Origin of the sequence: Dysgonomonas sp. 25 (assembly GCF_010501075.1) — a bacterium.
GTDB lineage: Bacteria > Bacteroidota > Bacteroidia > Bacteroidales > Dysgonomonadaceae > Dysgonomonas.
The window spans coordinates 230,363-255,306 of the sequence record NZ_QVMN01000001.1 but is presented as its reverse complement, the minus strand read 5'-3'; the positions used below and the strand labels follow the sequence as shown (position 1 = coordinate 255,306).

General features: G+C 39.5%; 26 protein-coding genes. 19 read left to right on the top strand and 7 right to left on the bottom strand.

Going from position 1 to position 24,944, the window contains the following annotated elements; genetic code table 11:
• Positions 1-37: 37 nt before the first annotated feature.
• From D0T66_RS01100 to D0T66_RS01060, 9 genes are all read left to right on the top strand, one after another.
• Positions 38-340: a helix-turn-helix transcriptional regulator gene (locus D0T66_RS01100; protein ID WP_163219584.1), complete on the top strand. Its 303-nt coding sequence runs from the start codon at positions 38-40 to the stop codon at positions 338-340.
• Positions 341-415: 75 nt separating this feature from the next.
• Positions 416-946, top strand: a complete 531-nt coding sequence (locus D0T66_RS01095; protein ID WP_163219582.1) for a hypothetical protein — start codon at positions 416-418, stop codon at positions 944-946.
• Positions 947-973: 27 nt separating this feature from the next.
• A complete protein-coding gene (locus D0T66_RS01090; RefSeq protein WP_163219580.1) occupies positions 974-1,876 on the top strand; it encodes a permease in 903 nt (300 codons plus the stop codon).
• 18 nt (positions 1,877-1,894) lie between these two features.
• The gene (locus D0T66_RS01085; RefSeq protein WP_163219568.1) at positions 1,895-2,095 is read left to right on the top strand and encodes a hypothetical protein; all 201 of its coding nucleotides are present in this window, start codon (positions 1,895-1,897) and stop codon (positions 2,093-2,095) included.
• Between the two features lie 155 nt (positions 2,096-2,250).
• Complete coding sequence (locus D0T66_RS01080) at positions 2,251-3,102, top strand: RteC domain-containing protein (protein WP_163219578.1); 852 nt, start codon at positions 2,251-2,253, stop codon at positions 3,100-3,102.
• Positions 3,103-3,263: 161 nt separating this feature from the next.
• The gene (locus D0T66_RS01075; protein ID WP_163219576.1) at positions 3,264-3,623 is read left to right on the top strand and encodes a helix-turn-helix domain-containing protein; all 360 of its coding nucleotides are present in this window, start codon (positions 3,264-3,266) and stop codon (positions 3,621-3,623) included.
• Positions 3,586-5,616: a bifunctional DNA primase/helicase gene (locus D0T66_RS01070; protein ID WP_163219574.1), complete on the top strand. Its 2,031-nt coding sequence runs from the start codon at positions 3,586-3,588 to the stop codon at positions 5,614-5,616. The genes D0T66_RS01075 and D0T66_RS01070 overlap by 38 nt, the downstream gene beginning before the upstream one ends.
• Positions 5,617-5,628: 12 nt before the next feature.
• The gene (locus D0T66_RS01065; protein WP_163219572.1) at positions 5,629-5,907 is read left to right on the top strand and encodes a helix-turn-helix domain-containing protein; all 279 of its coding nucleotides are present in this window, start codon (positions 5,629-5,631) and stop codon (positions 5,905-5,907) included.
• A gap of 305 nt (positions 5,908-6,212) precedes the next feature.
• Positions 6,213-6,740, top strand: coding sequence for a dihydrofolate reductase family protein (locus D0T66_RS01060; RefSeq protein WP_163219570.1), 528 nt, complete (start codon positions 6,213-6,215; stop codon positions 6,738-6,740).
• Between the two features lie 109 nt (positions 6,741-6,849).
• On the opposite strand, the gene D0T66_RS01055 is transcribed toward D0T66_RS01060, so the two are convergent.
• Both D0T66_RS01055 and D0T66_RS01050 read right to left on the bottom strand, forming a co-directional pair.
• The gene (locus D0T66_RS01055; RefSeq protein ID WP_163355173.1) at positions 6,850-8,931 is read right to left on the bottom strand and encodes a type IA DNA topoisomerase; all 2,082 of its coding nucleotides are present in this window, start codon (positions 8,929-8,931) and stop codon (positions 6,850-6,852) included.
• Positions 8,932-8,959: 28 nt separating this feature from the next.
• Entirely contained in the window at positions 8,960-10,444 is a 1,485-nt protein-coding gene (locus D0T66_RS01050) for a DUF3945 domain-containing protein (RefSeq protein WP_163355172.1), read from the bottom strand.
• Positions 10,445-10,663: 219 nt separating this feature from the next.
• Here D0T66_RS01050 and D0T66_RS01045 point away from each other — a divergent pair, with 219 nt between their 5' ends.
• The 3 genes from D0T66_RS01045 to D0T66_RS01035 are packed head-to-tail and all read left to right on the top strand — an operon-like array spanning position 10,664 to position 13,776.
• Positions 10,664-10,978: a helix-turn-helix domain-containing protein gene (locus tag D0T66_RS01045; RefSeq protein WP_163355171.1), complete on the top strand. Its 315-nt coding sequence runs from the start codon at positions 10,664-10,666 to the stop codon at positions 10,976-10,978.
• Positions 10,962-12,710: an N-6 DNA methylase gene (locus tag D0T66_RS01040; protein WP_163355170.1), complete on the top strand. Its 1,749-nt coding sequence runs from the start codon at positions 10,962-10,964 to the stop codon at positions 12,708-12,710. Before D0T66_RS01045 ends, D0T66_RS01040 begins: the two co-directional genes overlap by 17 nt.
• A complete protein-coding gene (locus D0T66_RS01035) occupies positions 12,700-13,776 on the top strand; it encodes a DNA adenine methylase (protein WP_163355169.1) in 1,077 nt (358 codons plus the stop codon). The genes D0T66_RS01040 and D0T66_RS01035 overlap by 11 nt, the downstream gene beginning before the upstream one ends.
• A 2-nt stretch (positions 13,777-13,778) precedes the next feature.
• On the opposite strand, the gene D0T66_RS01030 is transcribed toward D0T66_RS01035, so the two are convergent.
• The 5 genes from D0T66_RS01030 to mobA form a co-directional block, all read right to left on the bottom strand.
• Entirely contained in the window at positions 13,779-14,831 is a 1,053-nt protein-coding gene (locus tag D0T66_RS01030; RefSeq protein WP_163355168.1) for a hypothetical protein, read from the bottom strand.
• Positions 14,831-15,061 carry a helix-turn-helix domain-containing protein gene (locus D0T66_RS01025; RefSeq protein ID WP_163355167.1) on the bottom strand — a complete coding sequence of 77 codons (231 nt, stop codon included), beginning with the start codon at positions 15,059-15,061 and terminating at the stop codon, positions 14,831-14,833. The genes D0T66_RS01030 and D0T66_RS01025 overlap by 1 nt, the downstream gene beginning before the upstream one ends.
• A gap of 107 nt (positions 15,062-15,168) precedes the next feature.
• Positions 15,169-17,178, bottom strand: coding sequence for a conjugal transfer protein MobC (gene mobC / locus D0T66_RS01020; protein WP_163355166.1), 2,010 nt, complete (start codon positions 17,176-17,178; stop codon positions 15,169-15,171).
• Between the two features lie 24 nt (positions 17,179-17,202).
• Positions 17,203-18,465 carry a conjugal transfer protein MobB gene (mobB, locus tag D0T66_RS01015; protein ID WP_163355165.1) on the bottom strand — a complete coding sequence of 421 codons (1,263 nt, stop codon included), beginning with the start codon at positions 18,463-18,465 and terminating at the stop codon, positions 17,203-17,205.
• The gene (gene mobA / locus D0T66_RS01010) at positions 18,450-18,887 is read right to left on the bottom strand and encodes a conjugal transfer protein MobA (RefSeq protein ID WP_163355164.1); all 438 of its coding nucleotides are present in this window, start codon (positions 18,885-18,887) and stop codon (positions 18,450-18,452) included. Before mobA ends, mobB begins: the two co-directional genes overlap by 16 nt.
• Before the next feature lie 612 nt (positions 18,888-19,499).
• Here mobA and D0T66_RS01005 point away from each other — a divergent pair.
• The 7 genes from D0T66_RS01005 to D0T66_RS00975 all read left to right on the top strand — a co-directional run bounded on the left by D0T66_RS01005 (position 19,500) and on the right by D0T66_RS00975 (position 24,934).
• On the top strand, positions 19,500-19,793 hold the full coding sequence (locus tag D0T66_RS01005) for a hypothetical protein (protein WP_163355163.1): 294 nt from the start codon (positions 19,500-19,502) through the stop codon (positions 19,791-19,793).
• A gap of 11 nt (positions 19,794-19,804) precedes the next feature.
• Positions 19,805-20,569, top strand: a complete 765-nt coding sequence (locus tag D0T66_RS01000) for a ParA family protein (protein ID WP_163355162.1) — start codon at positions 19,805-19,807, stop codon at positions 20,567-20,569.
• Position 20,570: 1 nt separating this feature from the next.
• Complete coding sequence (locus tag D0T66_RS00995; RefSeq protein ID WP_163355161.1) at positions 20,571-21,023, top strand: DUF3408 domain-containing protein; 453 nt, start codon at positions 20,571-20,573, stop codon at positions 21,021-21,023.
• Positions 21,020-21,637, top strand: a complete 618-nt coding sequence (locus tag D0T66_RS00990; protein ID WP_203558340.1) for a hypothetical protein — start codon at positions 21,020-21,022, stop codon at positions 21,635-21,637. Before D0T66_RS00995 ends, D0T66_RS00990 begins: the two co-directional genes overlap by 4 nt.
• 162 nt (positions 21,638-21,799) lie before the next feature.
• On the top strand, positions 21,800-22,096 hold the full coding sequence (locus D0T66_RS00985; RefSeq protein WP_025003727.1) for a DUF4134 domain-containing protein: 297 nt from the start codon (positions 21,800-21,802) through the stop codon (positions 22,094-22,096).
• A gap of 10 nt (positions 22,097-22,106) precedes the next feature.
• On the top strand, positions 22,107-22,436 hold the full coding sequence (locus D0T66_RS00980) for a DUF4133 domain-containing protein (protein ID WP_034542533.1): 330 nt from the start codon (positions 22,107-22,109) through the stop codon (positions 22,434-22,436).
• Positions 22,433-24,934 carry a TraG family conjugative transposon ATPase gene (locus tag D0T66_RS00975; RefSeq protein WP_163355160.1) on the top strand — a complete coding sequence of 834 codons (2,502 nt, stop codon included), beginning with the start codon at positions 22,433-22,435 and terminating at the stop codon, positions 24,932-24,934. The genes D0T66_RS00980 and D0T66_RS00975 overlap by 4 nt, the downstream gene beginning before the upstream one ends.
• The last annotated feature ends 10 nt before the right edge of the window (positions 24,935-24,944 follow it).

Below are 24,944 nucleotides of genomic sequence, written 5' to 3'. Positions count from 1 at the left end.
CCATCGTATATTTGCGATTGATTTAAAAGTAACAGATATGGCATTTAGTAAAGCAGAACAATTTGATGAAAAGGATGTGGCAATAGCACGTTATGCTAAAGCATTAAGCCATCCGGCAAGGGTTGCCATTTTAAGGCTTCTTTCAAAGCAGGACTATTGCTATTGTGGTGATATAGTCGAAGATTTGCCTATTGCTCAATCTACCGTTTCACAGCATTTGAAAGAACTAAAAAATGCAGGATTGATTGAAGGCGAAATTACTCCACCGAAGGTTCGGTATTGTATTAGTAAAGAACATTATACTATTGCAAAACAATTTTTCAAAGAGCTTTTTGAATAAAATTTTTTACCCTATATTATCGTATATTTACGATATAGGATTAATGAGATAAACAATAAAATAATACAGAAAACAATGAGTAAATCAAAAACAATTTGGACAACAATTATGGGGGTATTATCCTCTATTCTTGCTATGCTTGGGTTAGTAGGTTGCTGTGGACTACCAATATTAGCGGGTATCCTTGCTGCATTAGGCATTGGTGCTTCACAGCTTAGTTTTTTTGCCGAATACCGATGGTGGTTTATCGGGTTTGCAATTCTATCATTACTGTTTGGCTTTTATCAGGTCTATTTCAAGAAGAAAGGCAGTTGTTGTGGGACAGAGAAAGAAAATAGCTGCTGTGCAAGCGAATCAGAAAAAACAGGTAAACCAAAATCCCGGCTATTCCAAAAAATATTTCTTTGGACAGGTGCTGTAATCATTGTTGCCATGTTAGTAATCGGCTTTAATGAAAGTAAAACCGTAAACTCACCTAATGGCGGGTGTTGCCCAACGGAAGAACTGATACAGATTCAGGATAATTCAGGTTGCTGTCCGGCAACACAGCCAACCACTACTGAAACGCAAAAGGAGCAAAAAGCACCCAGTTGTTGCCCTCAATAAATAAAATAATCTACATAAATTTTAAATATGAACACGTTAATAGAAACAATCAAGTATTTCTTGTTTATCTCTGCGGAGTTACTCGTCTTATTCATGCTTATAAGTATGATAGTTGAAATAATTCTTATGTACATTCCGGCAGAAAAAATTCAAAAAAAACTATCCGGCAAAGGAATTACAGGTAACATCCTCGGAGCAGTTTTTGGTTCACTAACCCCATTTTGCGCCTGTTCAACAATTCCTATGACAGTAGGTTTGCTTAATGCAGGCGTGCCATTCGGTTCTACCATGTCATTCCTTATCGCATCACCTTTACTTAATCCGATTATCATAGGAATGCTTGGCGTTATGGTCGGGATAAAAGCTGCCATTATGTATTTCATCGTAGCCTTCATCAGTGCTGTTGCTTTCGGTTATGTTTTGGAGAAAACAGGCGGTATCAAGTACATGAAAAATGTGAGAATTAAAAGTGCAGCGGAAAATACGGAAGAAGCTGTAAGTAAGCGCAAGTTACCATTTAAAGAAAAAATAAAGTTATCCTTTATTGCTGCTTGGGGAAGCATGAAACCTATTCTTGGCTACCTCTTTATAGGGGTGGGAATTGGTGCTGCTATTTACGGTTATCTGCCCGAAGATTTTGTAGTCAAAATAGCCGGGCCTGATAATCCTTTCGCTATTCCTGTTGCTGCAATCGTAGGCGTACCACTTTATATACGGGCAGAAACGGCAATACCTATCGGGTTGGCATTATTAGGCAAAGGTATGAGTATCGGTGCTGTGGTTGCATTAATCATTGGTGGTGCAGGAATGGCAATACCCGAAATGTCGATGCTTGCAGGTATATTCAAAAGAAAAATGGTCTTTATGATAGTGGCAGTAATATTTTTTACAGCAGTTATCGCAGGGTATGTTTTCAATCTATTTTATTAATTCAATAAGTTTCAAATCATGGAAAAGAAAGAGAAAAAAGGATTTTTTAGTTCTCTGTTTGCATCTAACAATAAAGGATGTAGTTGTGGACTACAAATAGAGGAAGTTCCGGTAAATGAAAGTACTGACAAACAAGTGTCAGACAAACAAGAAGAAAAGAAAGAAGGGGATAATTCTGGGCAGCAAACCAATCAGGTTAATCGTGGTTGTGGGTGCTGATAGATGATACCTTCTATGTAGGCTCACCTACTTTTGAGAAAAGAACCTGAAACTGTTATTAACGGATTCAGGTTCTTATTGTTTTATCCTATATAAAAATAATATGAAAGAGAGAGAATTGGAACACATCTATTAGGAATTAAAAGAAAACATCAATGAAAGAAATAACAATAAAAGACTATTTCAGCAATCTACTACAAGATGTTGATTCAGAAATTCAAACAATCGAATTAAACGAATCTGACTTTCTCCATGTTTGTAAAAATGTCATTAATTACTTGCAAGATGTAATGTCTGAATTAAAGTCTTTCATATTGAAATATAATTTTAGTGATAATTCAGAGGAAATATATTTCTTCAAACATTTAAAACCGCAAATCAGCAGTAAATTAATCTATTACAATAGCATTTATAATATTGAGTTGAAACGCCCTACCGGAAGCGATGATGTTCAAACACAATACTATGTTTCGGAATTAGATTTTCTGACTACCTTCTTTAATCAGAATCTCACTTTCTATCAATACTACCGGACAAATGCTTGTTATCTTGACGATAAGTATTTTCTTCGTGGAAAACCTGATATTCATTTAATTATAGATAATTCCTTTTTTGATTCAGACCCACAGTTCTCCACCAGTTATGATTTCAAGGTTGCAAAAATTTTAGCTAATGAATTACTTAAAATTCATCTCACCAATAGAACAAAAGAGCTAACAAATGAGGGACTTCGAAAGAAAAATAATGGTTCTTGTTGTCAAATGGTCTGGACGGGGTCAAAACGTGGACTTGTAGAACTGATTTACGCCTTTGATACTTGTGGTGCATTCGATAAGGGAACTGTTGATATAAAAACAATAGCAGAAAATTTTGAAGCAATGTTTAATATTGACTTAGGGGACTTTTATCACATATATATGGAAATAAAGGGACGTAAGATTAACAGAACAAGGTATTTAGATATTCTTCAAAAGGCTCTTCTTCGGCGGATGGAAGAAGAGGACTAATAATCATCAATCCGATACGAGGTACTGGCAAGTTACCAAAGGCGAAGCAATCAATGTTTCGCCTTTTTTTATTGAAAAAAATATCGCCACAGGTGGGCGAAACTGTGGTTTTTGTTCAAACAAATCCCTTCATCTTTGCAGCAAATCAATAAGTTACAATTATGGATGTCATAACGATAGAATCGAAAGCATTTAAGGAATTGGAAGCAAAGATTAATGCTATTGCAGATTATATCCTTAACAAACAGGAATCGGAAGATATAAACGAAGATGAAATATGGGTGGATAGTTACGAAGTCTGCACATTCTTAAAAATCAGCGACAAAACATTACAAAGGCTTCGAGTATCAGGCACAATCGCCTATTCCAATATTCGGGGTCGGTATTTCTACAAAATAGGAGAAATCAAACGGATGCTGGAAGAACGGCTGATTAGAAGCAATTCAGAATGTTTAAATGACTTAGTAACAAATCACAAGCTGTATGTTAAGGAAAGAAGAAATCTTAGAAAGAACAAGTAACGGATTGAACGTTTTTAGATATTACATTGCTTGTCAATGGCGTGTTGGACGTAATTTCTTCAACCCATTGTATAAAGACAGCAAGGCTTCGTGTAATATTTATTTTGACCGAAAAGCCGGAGTATATAAGTTGAAAGACTTTGGGAATGACGAGTATAGTGGGGATTGTTTCTACCTCGTAGGAAAACTGAAAGGTTTGAACTGTAATAATGCTAATGATTTTGTCGAGATACTGAAAACCATTAATCAGGATTTATCGCTTGGATTATCAGAGAATACAGATAATTCTGCACCATATAACCCGAAGGAATCTATACTTGTCATTCCTGAAAAGAAAGCTAAACCATATAGCTTTCAGGAACAAAAATTTTCTCGGAATGAATTGGAATACTGGGAAAAGTTCGGCATCACTCCTGAAATATTGATACTGTATAAGGTATGTTCTATTAGAGAGTTCAAAAGTGAAAATTCAGAAGGAAAGCCTTATTTCATAACTTCATCATTGGGCGAACCGATATTTGGTTATAAAAACAAACGATATATCAAGCTATACCGTCCATTTTCCAAAATGCGATTCCTATATGGGGGTGATATGGGGGAAAATTACAGCTTCGGATTGGAACAGTTACCAGCCAAAGGTGATACAGTCTTTATTACTGGCGGTGAAAAAGATGTTCTTTCCCTCGCAGCAAAGGGATTTCATGCAATATGCTTCAATAGTGAAACCGTAAACATTCCGACAACTATCATTCATAAACTGTCATTCCGGTTCAAACATATCATTTTGCTTTATGATGTAGATAAAACCGGGCTTGAGAGTTCTTCCAAACATGAAAAGCAGTTGGCGGAATACGGCGTAAAACGCCTTCTATTACCACTTTCAGGAACAAAAGAAGAGAAAGATATATCCGATTATTTCGGGCTTGGAAATAGCCGTGAATCGTTCCTGAAACTCTTCCTTGATTTTTTAGATACTCTATACAGCGATACTATGACTATGCTGAAATCGTGCGAAATAGATTTTAACAACCCTCCGGCAAAGGCACAGGAAATCATATCTGCCGGGGATGTACCACTGGGAACACAAGGAAATATCCTTTGCATCACAGGTGGTGAAGGTACAGGTAAAAGCAACTATGTTGCTGCGTTGGTTGCCGGGTCAATCAGACCGGAAAATATTTGTATTGATACACTGGGAATCAATGTACACGAAAATAGCCAAAATAAAGCCGTCCTGTTGTATGATACAGAACAGTCCGAAGTACAACTGTTTAAGAATGTTTCCAACCTATTAAAGCGGGCAAAACAACCGGAAAAGCCGGAAGAGTTGAAAGCCTTCTGTCTTACCGGGATGTCCCGCAAAGAACGTTTACAGGCTATTGTACAAAGCATGGATAAGTTTCATTATCAATATGGCGGTATCCAGTTGGTCGTAATAGATGGTATTGCCGATTTGGTACATTCAGCCAATGATGAAGCCGAAAGTTTGCGGGTTGTCGATGAACTCTACCGATTGGCTGGAATATATCAGACCTGTATTGTGTGTGTATTGCACTATGTCCCGAACGGATTAAAGCTTCGTGGACACTTGGGGTCGGAACTGCAACGGAAATCGGCTGCCATCCTCTCCATCGAACTGGATAATGAACCGACTGTATCAGTAGTAAAAGCCTTAAAGGTTCGGGAAGGCAGCCCGTTGGATGTTCCATTAATGCTTTTTTCTTGGGATAAGGAAACCGGGATGCACCTATATCGTGGTGAAAAGCCCCGTGAAGAAAAAGAGAAGCGGAAAGAAAAAGAACTGGTAAGCGTAGCCCGTGAAGTGTTCGACCAGCAAACATTTATCACTTATATAGACCTGTGCGAACAGATACAGCAGATTATGGATGTAAAGGAACGCACGGCGAAAAGTTATATACGCTTTATGCGGGAGAAGGAAATTATCATTAAAGACCCTTCAAATCAGAGTTATTTTATCAAAGGTCATTTTTAATCGGTTATTGTTATGAATATAGATAGAGAAACATTCATCGCTTGGATGGAACGTATAATGGATAGGTTCGATATGACCGAAAAGAAAATCGACCGATTGACAACCCAGCGTAATTGTTTGGATGGTGAACAGCTTTTGGATAATCAGGATTTGATGTTTCTCTTGAAAGTTAGCCTTCGCACACTCCAGCGTTATCGGAAAAAAGGTATCCTGCCCTATATAAAACTGGATGATGGTCGATGCTATTATAAAGCCACCGATGTACATAAGTTGATTCGGGAGAAACTGTAAAAAATAATAGCTTATATCACCGACTTTCAGTATCTTTGCAGAGGAAAATTTGAGATAAAAAGCTGAAAGTTAATCTTTCAGTATTGATATATAACATAACGTTCGCAGAACGTCTCGATACGAAAACTGGCAATTTTCAAAAGAATAGGGACTACTGTGCAATGTCTATGCTATCGTTGTATAGCGTGGGCTTGCCTGTCTTCTATTCTTAGGTATGCCAGTACCTCGTATCGGAGCAGTGTGAGTTCCACGCTTCTTTTTGATGGGCTGGCGAACAGTTTAATAACTGTTTAATACCTATTGATATGGGAATTTTAAAAGCGCAAATAGTTGTATCTCTTGACGGGTTTATTGCTCGTAAGGATGGTGAAATTGACTGGATTACAAAAGAAGTAAAAGAATCTATCAGCAAAGTATATAGTTCCGCAGAAATGCTGATTTCCGGCACAAATACCTATAATTTTATTTTTGAACGGTGGGGTGGTTGGCCATACAAAAGTAAAAAGACTTTTGTTGTCGCAAATACTCCCATAAATACTATTCAGGAAGAGTATTTATCTTTCATAACCGACAATCCTTTTGATGTTATTCAGGGACTAAAAAAAGAAACAGAATCCAATTTGGTAGTTATTGGGGGCGGTAAACTTATCACATCTTTAATCAATACTCAACTGCTGGATGAATTGACAATTTACACTGTTCCTATCATGTTGGGCGAAGGTGTTTCTTTTATCGGAAGAACAATCGGTTCAGAATGGGAATTATCAGATTGTCATTCACTGGATGGTGGGATATTATGTGCGACATATCATTTTAGGCATGAATTAAATTGAAAAGCACCCAGTGTCCCCACCGGGTGCTAACCACAAAAATCCTCAATTACGGATAGCATAAAATCTATTCATAATGGAATTTTCTGTGGTAAAGATACGGAATTTCAGATTATTTCCTTGATTTCCCTTTCTTTTCAGGGAAAACGAATACCACATTGAACTGGTCGTCAAAAGCCAGTGAAGCATCGAAGGGCTTTCCGGCTTTGCTCTTAAAACCTTTTATCACTCCTGTTTTCTTCGCTGTTACCAGTTCCGTTACCTGCTTATCCGTTAATTGCTTATCGCTTTTGTTTCGGAAGATAACCAGCCCGCAATCAATATTATCACACTTTGCCACTTTCGGATACAGCAGGATCCGACCTGTCCCGCATTTCGGGCAGATTAAATCCTGCTGCGTTGATAAGGTGAGCTGTACCCCTAAAAGTTCGCTGGTTATCTGTGAAGCATGAACTTCTGTGCTTTTATGGAAGGTGTCGGGATTCATTTCCCCGCTTTCAATCTTGGATAGTGCGTTTTCCCACATACCAGTCATTTCCACGTCTGCGATTTTTTTGTCCCGGACTATATCGTAAACCGCCAGTCCCTTTTCGGTCGGTACAAGGGCTTTTTTCTCCCGGATAATATACTGGCGGGTAAAGAGAGTTTCAATAATCGCAGCCCGTGTCGCTGGCGTACCGATACCGGAATCCTTCATACTGGCTTTCAGTTCGGCATCTTCCAGTTCTTTCCCAGCGTTCTCCATAGCCGATAGCAACGAACTTTCCGTATGTAACGGTTTAGGCTTAGTCTGCTTTTCCAGCAACTCAATATCGGAGAGGGGTAAATTCTCATTTTCTTTTAGTGCTGGCAAAACGGTATTTTCTTCGCCTTCTTCTTGGGCGTTGAAAACAGCCCGCCATCCAGCAGACTTTATTACTGTTCCTTTCACTGCAAAAATACTCTCGCCACTGGTGAGAGAAATTGAAGTAACTTCCTTGACACACTTTTCCGAAAAAGCTTCCAGCATCCTTCCGGCAATCAGTTCGTATATAGCCTGTTCGTCCGCCTGTAAACTGCCCGGCTTATTCTCGGTTATAATCAAAGCGTGATGGTCTGTAACTTTTTTATTATCTACTGTTCGGCGGTTCAGGCTGCTACCTTTCATTGACTTTGCATAGCCGGCAAACCGGTCGTAAGTTTCCAGCAGGGAAATACGTTCCAGTATTTCATCGAAAACGTCCTGTGATATATAACGGCTTCCGGTTCGGGGGTATGAAATCAGCTTACCTTCATACAGTTTTTGTGCAATAGACAGCGTTTTATCTGCGGAGAAATTAAGTTTTGTATTGGCTTCCTTCTGCAAGGTGGTAAGGTCATACAAAAGCGGTGGTTCTTGGTTCACTTCCTTACATTCCACCGATTTAACCTGCACCTGACCGCTATCCTTTATTATTTGCAGCTTGTCGATGGCAGGTTGCTGGCTACCGAATTTTTCTTCTGAAAGGGCTGACAACTCGATGCTGTCTTTCCCGGTTTGTAATTTCAGTTGCCAATATTTCTGTGGAACGAAGTTCTTGTTCTCAAGATAACGGGAACATATCATCGCCAGCGTGGGTGTCTGTACCCGTCCCAAAGAATATGTCCCCCTTCCGGCAGCTATACTTAACGCTTGGGAAGCATTAATACCGATAAGCCAATCTGCTTCGCTTCTTGCCTTTGCCGACCGGAAAAGGTTATCGTACATTGTCCCGTTCTTGAGATTCTGCAATCCGTCCCGAATGGCTTTATCCGTCAGGCTGCTTATCCATAAGCGGACGAAAGGTTTCCGGCACTCAAGATATTGGTAGATATACCTAAATATCAGTTCACCTTCCCTTCCGGCATCAGTCGCAACGATAATCTTATCGCACTGGTCGAATACTTCTTTGATAACCTTGAGTTGCTTAACCGTTCCGCTATCAGGCTTATATCCTTTGTCGGTTTTTACCTGACGGGGAATAAGCTGGAACGACTGCGGTAGTATGGGTAAATTTTCCCGCCTGAAGTTTTCGATTCCGTAGGCATCAGGCATGGCAAGTCCTACCAAATGACCGAACGCCCAGGTAACGATGTATCCGTTACCTGAAATGTTCCCATCATTCTTTTGCGTTGCACCCAGTACGGTGGCTATATCCCTTGCCACACTGGGTTTTTCTGCTATTACTGCTATCATTATATAATTGGATTTTTGTGGTTAATAATTATTTCATTTTGCGACCTTGCGACTTTTTAGGTTTGTCTGTTTTTTGCTCTTCTTTCTTTTCTTCCCACTTTTTCTTCTGTTCCCCGGTAGGTGTAGCCTGTCCGGGCTTCAAAGGTTCTTTCGTATGCTTGGTCGCTTCGTTCGTTTTGCCTTCGGAATTGACCGCTACCTGTGTTTTATGTTCGTTGGCAGGGGTTATTTCTTTGGCTTTCTCTTTCGCTTTATCAGGATTGAATTTGTAGAAATCCAGCTTCCCTTTTTCATGGTTTACCTTTACATAGGCGTTATATTCCTGACCTTCTTTATCTTTCAGTCCTTTTACATAAATGGTTTTATCCGCCCGCAAATCAGCTTGCTGTTTGTCGGATAATTCCACTCCTGCAAGGGATTTGGGAATACGCACCCCTTCGGGCTGGTCGTTTCTTTGCTGTTGTCCCTGTTGCTGGGTTTGCTTTTGCTCTTTTTCGGGAAAGATAAATTCAAGGCTGCGTTTTTCCGCATTGACCTGAACAAAGGCAGAAAAGGGCTTGTTCTTGGCGGAAATCATATTTTCAAGAAATACCGCTTTACCTTCCATCAGGGCAGCTTTTTGTTTTTCATCCAGCTTAACGCCTTTTATTTCATCAGGGAGTTTGAGGGACGAAGCCTTCATGGATACCAGTTCGTTGGTCTGTTTGTCGATGCTGATAAAAGAAGGTACAAGTTCACCTGTACGGTAGTTTTTCACATCAACAATCCGACCCATGTTTCCAGTTTCCCGGAGATTCTTTTTGTCTTCATCGGTAAACTGGTGTCCAAAGAACGGACGGTCAAGTTCCGGTTCTTTACGGATACCATGAATTGCCAAAACCACATTTCCTTCACTGTCCGGACGGAACGAAAGACGGGCATCCGTTTTCATTACCATTGACCCGAAGTTGGCTTCAATCGGAAAGGTAGAAGGCGACTTATACCCCCGCAGCATAGGTTCTAAAGCCTTTGACTTTTCAAGCTGCTCTTTGGTGATACCCAGATTTTTCAGGTCGTCCCAGTTGATTTTGTTAGGGTCGATGAAATACTTATTCGTATCGGGCTTCTGTTCCTGTGTTGTGGATTCTTTCGGATTTTCCACTTTCAGGTCTTTAGGCTCGATACGGATTTTATCAAGCATTTCATCGGCAGCAGGTGTCGGGTTCTTGATATTCTCCTGAATGATTTTGACTGTCCGTTCGGTGTCTTCGGGGGCTACTTTGAAGAAACTGAAACGGGTCGGGTCTTTTAGTTGGCTGAAAAAGTTCTTCAAGAAATTCTCAAGTGCGTTACCCTGCTTATCCACTTTCAGGAAATCGTTGTTGTGTTCCTGCTTTGGCGGAACGGTTTGCAGTTCCCCGTTTTCATCAATACCTTTTACGGCATTAATCGTTTTCTTTTCCTTGTCAAAGACAAGAAGAATGTCCATCATCTGTTCATCAGAGCCGGACTTGTTGTTTGAATTTACATCCATAACTTTTGATTTTTAAATGAATAAATATTTGATTGTCAAATCAAAAGTATAGGATATAAAAAAGCTGCCACCCTGTTTTTAGGAAGGTGGCAGCAGATGTCTATGAATGGCGTTAAATGTCTTCTATGACGACTTTTCAGATTCTTTCCCCTCAATTCCTCTCAAATAAGATAATATTTTGTAATTTTGCCACCCGTTGACAAGTCACAATCGTACAATATGAACAGTATTGGAGTTTTTTTAAGAGAAATAAGAAGTTATAGAGGTGAAACATTGCATCAGGTAGCTAAAGGTGTGGATATTGATTCTCCTCTATTGAGCAAAATAGAAAGAGGTAGTCGTTTGCCAACTACCGCTCAAATAAAGAGAATCTCTTCTTATTTTTCTCTATCAGAGATAGAATTGAATACAATGTTAGTTTCTGAAAGAATAATAAAAGAATTTGGAATAAACCAAATTACTTATTTGGCAATTAAAAGAATAGAAAAAGAGTATTTTGGACTGAAAGAAAGGGCAAATGATGACAGCTACTGAATTATATACAATAGATGAAAGAAAATCGAACGGAATCTTTTATACGCCTAAATTCCTTTCTGATTATCTAGCAAAAAAAATAAGCCAATACTTAAAAAATAAGGAAAATATATCTTTATTAGATCCGGCATGCGGTGATAATATGCTATTAAGTAGCTTCATAAGTCAAGCAACAATAAGTAATATTACAATTGAAAACGTTATAGGAATTGACAAAGATATTGTTGCGATAAATAATTCTTCAGAATTTGGTAAAGTCAGTCCAACTATTAATATTCAATTACTTAATACAGATAGTCTATTTCCATTTAAATCAAAACTATCTAATGAAGGATGGAAAAAATTGAGAAATAAATATAACCACAAAAGAAAGTTTGATGTAATAATAAGTAATCCACCATGGGGAGCTAGTTTAAAAGAATATGACAATGATTTATTAAGTAGTAATTATTCTCTTGCAAAAGGACAATTTGACATTTATGCATTATTCATAGAGCTAATTTTAAGGAATTTATCGGCAAACGGAGTCTATGGGTTGATAATACCTGATTCTATTTTCAATCATGAGCAAACCAACCTAAGAAAATACTTAACTCAAAAAACAACAATTTACTATATCGCTAGATTGGGAGAAAAAATCTTTCCCGAAATTAATAGAGCTTGTTCATTAGTTATTGGAAGTAACAATAAACCCACTGAGATTCACAAAGTAGACTGTATGCGACTTCCAGTAAATTTCAGAAAAAAGATTCTATCAAAAGAAATATCATTAGAAGATGTTGAAAATGAATTGTTACACAAAGTTGTTCAGCAGCGTTTTTCAACCAATGAGAACTATTTATTTGACATAGACTTAAGAAACAGTGAAGAAGGTACTTTAAAAAGAATTGAAACATCTTCTATTTCTCTTAGTCGTATAGTAACAAATACGAGAGGGGCAGAATTATCTAAAAAGGGAGTTGTATGTAAATGTCCTATATGTGGCAAATGGATGCCATATCCTAAATCTGAAATATTTAAATGTAAGCACTGTAATAAATCTATTAATATAGCTCAAATAAAATCTGAAAAGATAATTCATCCACATGAAGAAAAGGGATGTGCGAAACTCAAAGTGGGAGAAGATTTATATAGATATACTAGTAGATATAAGTGCTGGATGGATATTTCAAAAGATGGAATAAATTATAAGAATCCAAGTATATATAAAGGCGAAAAAATTCTTGTAAGGAAAACTGGGGTTGGTATTACAGCAAGCATTGATTACGATAACTCTTATACTAATCAAGTTGTGTATATATTGAAATTAAAACCAGAGTTAAAGAAGTTTTTAACTTTAGAATTTGTTCTTTCTGTTCTCAACTCTAGAATTATCACATATTATCTCATTAAGAAATATGGAGAAAATGAATGGAGAACACATCCTTATTTAACTCAAAAAATGTTGATAAGCTTACCTTTTCCTGAAATTGATTATTCTTCAGACATTCTAAGAAAAAAAATCAATGATATTACAGAATTAATAAAAAAAGAAATAGTAGATTCTAACGAAAAGAATATTTCTAAGAAAACAGATATTATTATTGAGCAATTTGTAGCAAGTCTATATGGGCTAAAGCTCAAAGACTATTTAGAGATATTTGACACTCTAAATTCATCAGAACAGTTAATTCCAATAAAACGTTTAACAAATTGCACTGCAAACGAGATATTTTCAAAAGATGGGATTTAGATATATTGGTTCAAAAGATAAACTTTCTGATATTATAATATCAGAAATCCGAAATATAAATAATAACGCCACACACGTTATTGACTTAATGGCAGGAACGGGCTTATTCTCTTTAGCATTAAAAGAAAACAACTTCACAGTTTCAGCTGTCGATGTAATGACTTATTCATTTCATCACTTGACTGTATTTCTTTTTATGGATAAACCTCCTAAATTTGAAAATATAAAAAACATAGATGGTTTCGATAAATATTATAGCCAAAATCAAAAAAGCAATTATGAGAATTTATTGAAATATTTGAATGATTTAAATCCTGTCGAGGGTTATTTTTATACTGAGTTTAGTCCAGATGGGTCTCCGAAAAATACGGAGAGACCAAGGAGATACTTTACAAGCGAAAATGCAAAAAAAATAGATGCCATAAGAGCGGAAATAAAAAGAATTAAAGCCATTGGCGCAATAACCGAGCAAGAGCATTCTCTATTGTTGCATGATTTAATAATGGCTGTAAATGACATAGCAAATATCGCGGGAACTTACGGGCACTATTTATCAAAATTCGTCAAAAGAGCCGAGGATAACATAATACTTCATCCTACATTGTTTTCAAATAAAGGAAATACTGTTGGACATAAAATTCACAAAGGATATGCTGAAGATATTGCTCCTATGTTAAATGGCGATATTTGTTATATTGACCCTCCCTATATAAAAAGACAATATGCGGCAAACTATCATATACTAGAAACGATTGCCCGAGAAGATGAGCCGGAAGCTATTGGAGAAAGCGGATTAAGACCATGGAGAGATCAATACTCTAATTTTTGTTCGAAATTGAAAATTCGAGATTCTTTTGACTTGATAATAAAAAACACTAATTGTCAAGATTTTCTCATAAGCTATAGCGAAGATGGTTTGCTTGATATTGAGGATTTAATATCTTTTTTGTCACAATATGGTACTGTGACAAAAAAGAACATTAAATATAAACGATTCAAAAGTAATGACAGTAAAAAGAAAGCATTCTTAAACGAATATCTTATTCATCTTAGGAAAACAATCTAAACCTAGTCTTTTGAATTCACAGCTTCTTCAACTATTCTTAGATGTTCTGGATGCCACGTTATTTTATATTCGACTCCATTTATTTCAATGGAAAGCTGATTATTTTCTATTTTGCTTAAATCGATTTCCGAAACATTTGCATAGTGCAACATTCTATGTATAAGCGGGCTAACAATGATTGCATTCGCATAAGAATCAGAGCCGTCTTCTCCTAATGGAACCAAATGATGTAATTCACAGTAAAATTCTCCATTTATTTTTTTAAATGTAAGTTCTTCACCTGTAATCTGACATTTACCCCCATATAGTTTTTTTAGTTCTTTTACAATCTTATTGTTACGCTGTCTTATTCGGATAACACGTTCAGTCAATTCAGGTTTCTTGTTTTGACTTATATTTTCTTGAAGTTTCGGAGATGTATCTTCCAATTCTAATTCCAATTCTTTATCTTCTTCTGTTGGAATCTCATTCTCAATTTCCGTTGCATTAAAATGAAATGGCCATAGAGAATTTGCAGTATCAATGAACACTTTCTTTTTAAAGGTTAAATATCCAGCGGGCTCATTAAACATTCTACCCAGTGTAGTATTTCCAACCCAAGTAGAAGGTATCGAATCTTGCAAAAACCAACCAGCCCAATATTCACCTTCAATGGTCTTAACTATATATATAACAAGATTCTGCAAGTCCGGATTATAGTCGTCAGGAAAGCCATTATCGGGATGCCATGATGGCACACGATTTGATTCTCTACTGTGAATTTTTTGAGAAGCAATGCTCACGGAAGCAGGTCTTCGCTGATATATTTTAAGTGTTATAGGATGTGTAATTCCTAAACTATTTATTTCAAAATTCCAATAAGGTCTATCTCCTGCACCAAAACCCGTTGGACTCCCTAATAACTGATGCCATTTATCGAGAGATACGTCTTTAATCGGAAAATCAATATATGATTGTCCTCCACCGCCTTGCTCTTCTCCACCAACTTTATTTATATGCCTAAAATCGGCATAAGTCATTCTGCGAAAAACTATACTAACTACTCTTTTTTCCATTAGAATATGCTTTTTATTTCTACATTTAGTGCCCTAGCTATTTTTCTTAGATTAATTATTGCAACATTTCTCTCACCTCTTTCAACTGATCCAATATATGTTCTATCTAAATCAGATTCAAAAGCTAATTTCTCTTGCGATAATTCTGCGTTCAATCGAAGTTCTCTGATTCTGTTCCCAATCTGCTTAAGGAATTCTTTTTCTTCATCAGAATATATTGTTTTACTCATATGTTATATAATTTATGTTGTGGTCAAAAGTACCAAACAGATGAATATAAGTCTACGGACTATAAGTACCATTTATATTATAAGTATTAGTGAATCAATATTTAATATTATTCTTCACTCTTCACCAAATGCTGTAAATCCGGGTCATTCTTGATACGCTCCATTTCATCAATCACAATCTGCTTAACATCCTGCTTTATCCGCTCGTAATTAAGCTGGATTTGCTCTTTCATCAGGTCGTTGCCATCTGCATCCCGGAAGTCGATAATCTCCGGTATCTTTTCATAGCGGGCTGTTTCACGCTTTACCTTCTCGTTGTCCACTACGATTTCAGCATGGAAAATCTTTTGGTCTATTCGTTCATCGAAATTATCACTGACCGCACCCACAAACATTCCCTGCGTAAGATTCGATATTTTACTGGCAGGTATCAAACTATCCATCTGCGTACTGATTGAGGTTGATTTATCCTGACGGTTGATTGTCATAGACTGACGTTTCTGCAAAACTTTCCCGAAACGGTCTGACAATGTTTTTGCTGTTTCTCCTACAACCTGACCGCTAAAAATATTTCCAACTGTATTTTGGATTACTTTACTTTCCTTATCGCCATAATCCCTTGTTAGCTGGCTGTAATCCTGAAAACCCAAACAGACTGCCACTTTATTAGAACGGGCGGTAGCTATCAGATTATCTAACCCCCTAAAGTAAATCGTGGGCAATTCGTCAATTATAACCGAACTTTTAAGCTGTCCCTTCTTGTTAATCAACTTCACTATACGGCTGTTGTACAGTCCCAAAGCGGCGGAATAAATATTCTGCCTATCGGGATTGTTACCCACACAAAGTATCTTTGGTTCGTCTGGGTTGTTTATATCCAGTGTAAAATCATCGCCAGTCATTACCCAGTATAATGCTGGGCTTATCATTCTCGATAGCGGTATCTTAGCCGATGCGATTTGCCCCTGTAACTGGTCTTGGGCTTGAGATTCCCACGCATCCATGAAAGGGCTTAAATAATTCTCAAGTTCCGGGTAGGAAGTCAGAATAACGAATGTGTCTGCATACTTCCGGTTCAGGAACTCGATGGCGTGCGGGAATGTGCAATACTTTCCACCCTTATATATCTTGAGAAACCAAATAATCGCAGCCAGCAGGATAATCGGGGATTCCACAAAGAAGTCGCCTTGCTTCTGAATCCAGCTTCTGTTCAGGTTCAGCATAATGGTGTATGCCGATTCATAAGCATCCGATATATCTGTCATAAAAGCCGGATTGATAGGGTTACATCGGTGGCTTCGGCGTGGGTCGTCAAAATTTATCACATAGAATGTGGGCTTTACCTTATAAGCATCCGAATGGTTCATCAGATGATTGTAAGCGATTTCCGATAAGTCCGGGAACTTATAATCATAACAGTAAAGTGCAAAACCCTTCTCTATCTGCTGTTTAATGTAGTTATTCACCACAGCATAAGATTTACCACTACCGGGAGTACCCAGCACAATGGTAGCCCGGAACGGGTTCACTACGTTTATCCATCCTTTATGCTGTTTTTTCTTATACCAAAAACGAGATGGAAGATTTATTGAATATTCATTCTCCATCAGGCGGGTTTCCTGCATGAAGCTTTCATTCTCCAAATTGAAAACATCGTCCATCATATTGTTTTTGAGTAGCCGGGACATCCATACCCCTGCAACCAATAAACATAAATATCCGCCCGCCATTGACAGGATATAAAATGTAGCGTTTGCCGAAAGTGGTAATGGCAAATACAGCATCCACCAGTTCAGGAAAAACAGGATAAAACCGATAACAAGGAAAACGTAAATCTTTGTCCATGTTACCTTTTCTTCCTTCACTCCTTTTGTCCCCAAACAACTCAAAGCAAGAAATATCACTGCAAATACTTTCGTTATCAGGATATGGCTGAACAGCCCTGCGGTTCGCTGAAAGTTTAATAGTATCTTATCGAGTACGCCGATATTGATACCCCAGTTTACTATCGACTGGTAACAAAACCAGTAGATATTGATTACCACAAATAAAATACTGATTGCCCGCATAAAGTCCATGACTTTGGCAAGTCCTCTTAAATCATCTTCATTTTGCATAATTGATTATTTTTTAGATTGTTATTACATCTGCCGTCCGTAACGGCGTTTTTTCTTTTTCTTGGGAGTTGGCGGGGTTTTATCATTCCCAGCCGATGAATCGCTGCCACCGGGCAGGATGCTGAAAAGACTTCCGATTGTAGCTTCTCCGCTTTCGGATTGCCGTTCTGACGGCACGAACGGTTCTGCCGAAGGTGTGAACGGTTCTTTTGGAACAGCCTGTTTTGTGTGTCCCTCGTTTACATGGGATTCTCTAAACAGGTCATTAAATACATTGGCTGAAAATTCTTTTCCTAAACGAGAGCCGTTCAGGACGGCTTTGTTTTCGTGGTCGATAAAGGTTGCACCATATATGCGCCCTTCCGGGTTCTGCCGGAATACGACTTCAATTCCTTTATCTTTCAGGTTCTTTTCAAATTGTTCCTTTGAGCCGGAAGCTTTCAACGCTTCGCTTACCCGACCTTTGATATTGGCTTTCAGTTTGCCGTCTTTCCATTTGGTTGCTGATTGTCCTATCCTGCGTTCCAATGCTTCATAACCGACCGACTTACCCAGCCGGGAAGACTTGATGGGATTACCCAGCTTTTCGCCTTTATCATCGGTTGCGGAATAAACAATACCATTATACGCCTTGCCCCGAACTTCACCTTTGACTTCTTCCGCCCGTACATTATATAATGATAAAAGGGTATTCAGTTCCCCGATGCTTTGGAACTGGTAAGTGTTTACTACGCCTTTAACCGTATTGGAAAGCTGGTGTTTTACATCACCCGCAGCATAATCGACCTTTCGGAACTGGTAGTGTTCCTGCTGTTGTTTCTTTTCGGCAGGATGCAGACCATATTTTGCTTCCAGTTCCCGTGTAATATCCTTGCTCCGGCGGTGTTCAAACTTATCATTCAGTTTTTTGCCGTTCTCGTCCACCCGTAGAGATACGATATGCAGGTGGTGGCGGTCGATGTCTTCATGCTTATAGACCATATAAGGCTGATTGCCATAACCCAGCTTCTCCATATACTCCTGTGCAATCTCCGATAACTGTTCATCCGAAAGTTTATCGTCTGGGTGCGGATTCAGGGATATATGGATTATGGGCTTTTCGGTTTTGATGTCTTGGGGCAGGTGCATTTCAAAACTTTCCATGCAACGCTGGATGTTGAAATTACCGTCTTCACTTTCAAACATCCGGTTGCTGAAAAGCACCTTGCCTTGTTCTTCATCAACCTTATTCTGATTGTATGCCAGCGCACCGAAAAGCGAACTTCCCACATTTATTTTTGCAACCATCGCTGTTCAAATTCCTGTGTGAGTTCGATAATTTTCCGGCTTAATACCACCAGCTCTTCGGTCGCTTTTTCCAATTTATAGAGAAAAGAAAGGGCTTTCTTTTCGGTAAAATTGGTATTCAGAGCCTTCACAATCTGATTATAGTTCACGCCTATTGCCCGGAATTGAGCGTAAAAAGTTGTCAGGCGTGTGTAATAATCGACTGCTGCCTTATCAATTTTTATCACCTTGAATGAACCGCCAAAGATTCTTTCTGTGATAAAATGCGCTTTCGTCCGCATACCGGACTGTTCAAAGAGAGCCAAAAAACGGGCATGGTCGGTCGCATTGAAGCTGACCGAATACCGGAAAATTGCCGGGTCTGCCTTTGGCTTTCGTCCTTTGCCACCGGATTGTGGCACATTCGTTTTTTCTTTTCCCATACCATTATTCTTTAAAGGGTTTACGACTTCGGAGTACAACCCATCCCGGCTTGTCCGGGCAAGGGGTTGTAAGCTGCTGAAAGAATTTCAAGCTGCTGAGGACACACCTTGCTATTTGCACGGCGCAAATAAAATCCGTCATAGGACGGATTAGCAGTTAGCCATAAGATAAATGAACTCCGGGAAGCTATTGAACAAATACCTTTTTATCGGTTCAGATAAGATTCCGGTGCAAAGTAACAGGGATTAATTATGCTGTGCCATAGCACATTATAGGACAAGCGAAGCCATCTAAAGCCATCCGAAGCCACTTTCAAAAACGGACGGTTTTTCTCCATTTATTTGCGGTCAGAATCAGCATTGAAATAGATAAGTAAAGCGATAAATGCCGATTGAAATATCGGAATGAATAAAGACTGGTTTACTGATTTCAGGAAAGCAAGAAATACTGAAATCAATATTTCAAGCTATCAATAAAACAATCTGTCAGGAAGTAAATACTTCCATATCTCAAGACTGAAATACAGATTGAATTATTGGCAGGTTGATAGGATTATTTGAATAAAGAAAGATTTAGATATAGAAATGTAGAACTAATTAAACAATGAAGTCATGAAGGAATTTTTTGTAGTTATTAAAAATGAAAACGGGGATTCAATACCCGAAGCTATTATGGTTGCCATGTGTGAAATACCTCACATTGGAGATTACGTGGTTATTGACGATGAAAACAACATCACAAAAAATGACCAAACATCATACCTGAACTTTGTTTGCCTTCTGCACCTGCCAGAAGGTGAAACGTCTGGTTTTCGGTTTAAGGTCGTTGGAAGAAATTTTTCTCGAAAGAACGGGGAATCATCGGTCTGTTTGGATTTACAACACGAACCTGAATTAACAAATTAAAAATCAAAGAAATGAAGAAAGAAACATTATTCGTTGCCTTCTCCACCCAAAAGGGCGGGGTCGGCAAAACCACTTTCACAGTATTGGTAGCAAGCTATCTCTATTACCTGAAAGGCTACAATGTAGCAGTTGTCGATTGCGACTACCCGCAGCACAGTATCAGTGCCATGCGTAAACGGGACGGTGAACAGGTAAACAACGATGCCAATTACAAGGTACTTGCCTTTAACCAGTTCAAAGCATTGGGAAAGAAAGCCTATCCGGTCTTATGCAGCACTCCCGAAGCTGCCATCAGTACAGCCGAAGAGTTCCTGAAAACAGAACCGATAGAAATGGATGTGGTCTTTTTCGACTTGCCGGGAACGGTGAACAGCGAAGGTATTATCAGTTCGCTGGCTTCTATGGACTACATCTTTACACCGATTACCGCCGACCGGGTGGTACTGGAAAGCAGCCTTTCATTCGCCATGACGGTAAACAACCTGCTGGTACAGAATGAAGCTTACCGGATACAAGGCTTGCACCTGTTTTGGAATCAGGTCGATGGCAGGGAGAAAACCGACCTGTATGGAATTTATGAAAATACTATCGGTGAACTGAAATTACCCCTTATGAAAACTTTTATCCCGGATACCAAACGCTACAAAAAGGAACTGTCCGGTGATAAGACTTCTGTCTTCCGTTCCACACTGTTCCCTGCGGATAAGCGAATGATAAAAGGCAGCAACCTTGAAGAATTGGTCGCTGAAATCGGATACATTATAAAACTATACTAATATGGCAAAGCAGGAAAAAGTACAGGTGGATGAAGATTTTATGAAAGAAATCATTTCACAGGGTTTACCCATGAAACAGGAAATCCCACCTAAAACAGTAAGTAAAGAACCGGATACACCGGAAATCCCCGCAGAACCGGAAATAATACAGGAAACTGTGGAAGAACCAGTCCGGCAACCGGAAGCAAAACCCATCAGGGAAACTACCCGCCGGAAGAAAAGTACCCCTGCCGATTACCGGGAAACTTATTTTCAAAAAATGGAACTTCCCGACCGCCAGCCGATATATGTAAGCCGTTCCACCCATGAAAAGCTTATGAAAATAGTAATGGTTATCGGTGAACGCAAAGCGACTGTAAGCAGCTATGTGGAAACAATTATCCTGAATCACTTCGACCAGTATCAGGACGAAATCAACGAACTGTATAAGAAAACTTTTGAAAGCCCGATATGATACTAAAATTAATGATAGCAGGGGTTGTCCTTTATTACCTCGTCCTGCTGTGTCGGTTCAGGAAGAAAACGAACAGCCCCCCTTCCGATAGTTCCAGAAATCATAAGACCGAAAGGGCTGTCGTTGGAAAAACAACCTTCCGGTTAAGACAAGTAACGCCATCTAAAGACACTGAAAGCCAGTTTTCTAAAGGGGTTGATAATGCTTCTATATTTGCCCCGGCTGACACGGAAGATACCCCACAGCCGATGGATGTTGAATTTGAAATGAAGTATGAAGATGAAGTACCGGAAGATGAACTGGAATCGGAAGAAATCGCACTTATCACAGGCGGTGAAGGTCAGTCGGCACGGGGTATCTCCTTTGAAGAAATGGCACAGGCGGTACAGGTCGTCAGGCAGCAGGAAGTCCCGGAAGAAGAGGAACGAAAAGCCCTGCAAACACTGTCAGTTATGCAACAAACCAGCCTGTATAATACAATGATGGAACAGATAAACGGGGGCATGGTACGGGTGGCGGAAATGCTGGGTAAATACGATGCAGTATTTATCGCCCCGCCAAACGAAACCAACCCCGAAGATTTACAGGCGTTCGATATGAGCGACTATATGTAGAACCTTTAAAAACAAATCAGGTATGAAAGAAAAAGATTACGGTTAGCTGGACTTAATCATTCCAAAAGGTCGAAAGACCAACCACAAAAATTCTCAATTATTAATCCCGCCGGAATAGCGGACTATCCACCCGCTTTCCGGCATCATAAAATCAAGTTTATAATGAAAAAGAAAATATTTCTTTCCGCAGCCATCGTCTTGGCTGCTACTTCCGCATTTGCGCAGGGCAACGGCGTAGGTGGTATTACAGAAGCCACCAACATGGTTACCAGTTATTTCGACCCGGCGACAAAATTGGTGTACGCTATTGGTGCTGTCGTTGGTTTGATTGGGGGCGTAAAAGTATATAACAAGTTTAGTTCAGGCGACCCGGATACAAGCAAAACTGCTGCAAGCTGGTTCGGGGCTTGTATCTTCCTGATTGTAGCTGCCACCATTCTTCGTTCATTCTTCCTGTAATCATAGGAGTATGATTAGCTATTCAATTAACAGGGGGATTGGAAAACCTGCGGAGTTCAAAGGGCTTCGCAGCCAATACCTGTTCATTTTTGCAGGCGGGCTACTTGCCGTCTTCGTATTGTTCATCATTCTGTATATGATAGGTATAAACCAGTGGGTCTGCATTGGGTTCGGGGTCGTAGCGGCTTCGGCTCTTGTGTACTTCACTTTTATGCTAAATGACAAATACGGCACACACGGTCTTATGAAAGTAACCGCCCGCAGAAGCCATCCCCGGTATATCATCAACCGCCGGGCTATCCCCCGATTATTCACCTATAAAAGACAGAAGAACGCATGAGGAATATATTAAAAGCAGCCACGTTGGAAAGCAAATTTCCCCTGTTGGCAGCCGAACACGATTGTATCATCAGTAAGGATGCCGATGTTACAGTGGCGTTCCGGGTAGAGCTACCCGAACTATTCACTGTTACCGGGGTTGAATACGAAGCGATACATTCTGCTTGGCATAAGGCAATCAAAGTATTACCCGATTACAGTATTGTACATAAACAGGACTGGTTTATCAAAGAAAACTATACCCCTGAAATCCAAAAGGATGGGTTAAGTTTCCTGTCCCGCAGTTTTGAACGGCATTTCAATGAAAGACCGTTCCTGAATCATACCTGTTACCTGTTCCTGACAAAAACCACAAAGGAAAGAAGCCGTACCCAAAGTAATTTTAATACGCTTTGCCGGGGCTTCATCATTCCAAAGGAAATTCAGGATAAGGAAACAGTAACGAAATTTTTGGAATCGGTCGGGCAGTTTGAACGGATTATGAACGATTCGGGATTTATCACCCTTACCCGCCTGAACTCGGATGAGATTACCGGAACGCCGGAAAAAGCTGGGATTATCGAAAAATACTTTTCCCTGTCGCAAAGCGATACGACTACCTTACTGGATATGCAACTGAATCTCGAAGATATGCGTATCGGCGACAATACCTTGTGTTTACATACGCTTTCGGATGTAGAAGACCTGCCGGGTGCGGTTACTACTGATTCACGTTACGAAAAGCTGTCCACTGACCGTAGCGACTGCCGTTTGTCGTTCGCTTCACCTGTGGGCGTATTGCTTTCCTGTAACCATATCTATAATCAGTATATCTTTATAGACGACCATGCGGAAAACCTGAAACGCTTTGAGAAGCAAGCCCGCAATATGCACTCGCTGTCTAAATACAGCCGTTCCAATCAGGTGAATAAAGAGTGGATAGAAGAGTACCTAAACGAAGCGCACAGTCAGGGTTTGACCTCTGTTCGCTGCCATTGCAACGTAATGGCATGGGCGGATGATAAGGAAGAATTAAAGCATATCAAGAATGACGTGGGAAGCCAGCTTGCCTTGATGGAGTGCAAGCCCCGCCACAATACAACGGATACCCCGACCCTTTACTGGGCGGGTATCCCCGGCAATGAAGCCGATTTTCCGGCGGAAGAATCCTTCTTTACCTTCATTGAACAGGCTTTGTGCTTCTTTACGGAAGAAACGAACTACCAATCATCACCCAGTCCTTTCGGGATTAAGATGGTGGACAGGCTCACCGGAAAACCGCTTCACATTGATATTTCCGATTTGCCCATGAAAAAAGGAATTATTACGAACCGTAATAAATTCATTCTTGGGCCAAGCGGAAGTGGAAAATCCTTCTTCACCAACCACATGGTACGCCAGTATTACGAACAGGGTACACACGTCCTGTTAGTGGATACCGGAAATTCCTATCAGGGATTATGCGAATTAATCCACCGGAAAACTGGCGGGAAAGATGGCGTGTATTTTACATATACCGAAGATAACCCAATTTCATTTAATCCATTCTATACCGAAGATAACATCTTCGATATTGAGAAGCGGGAATCCATTAAAACGCTTATCCTGACCTTGTGGAAACAGGAACATGAAAAGCCCACCGGGGCGGAAAGCGTTGCCTTGTCCAATGCTGTAAGCGACTTTATCAACCTGATAACACAGGATAAATCCATTGTACCCAGCTTCAATTCCTTTTACGAGTTTATTAAAAATGAATACCGGAATAACCTGAACGAACAGAACGTTCGGGAAAAGGATTTCGATATTGATAATTTCCTATTCGTGTTGCAACCTTTTTATAAAGGTGGTGAATACGATTATCTGCTGAACTCGGATAAAGAACTGGACTTGTTGAACAAACGCTTCATCGTTTTTGAGGTGGATGCCATCAAAGATAACCCCGTGCTTTTCCCTGTGGTTACAATCATTTTGATGGAAGTTTTCATCAACAAAATGAGGCGGTTAAAGGGTATTCGTAAGATGTTGCTTTTGGAAGAAGCGTGGAAGGCTATCGCCAAAGACAGCATGGCACATTACCTGAAATATCTGTTCAAAACAGTGCGTAAATACTTCGGCGAAGCGGTGGTAGTAACACAAGAAGTGGACGACATTGTCCATTCTCCCATTGTGAAAGAATCCATCATTACGAACTCCGACTGTAAAATCCTGCTCGACCAGCGCAAATACATGAACAAGTTCGATAGCATACAAGCGATGCTGGGTTTGACCGACAAAGAAAAGGCGCAAATACTTTCCATCAACATGGCGAACCATCCGGGACGGAAATACAAAGAAGTATGGATAGGACTGGGTGGCGTACAATCGGCTGTGTATGCCACAGAAGTAAGTTTAGAAGAATATTACGCATTTACAACGGAAGAAACCGAAAAACTCGAACTGTTCAAACTCGCCGAAAGACTGGATGGCGACCTTGAACTGGCTATTAAACAGCTTGCCGAAAGCAAGCGTAATCCTAATTAAAATCAAATCA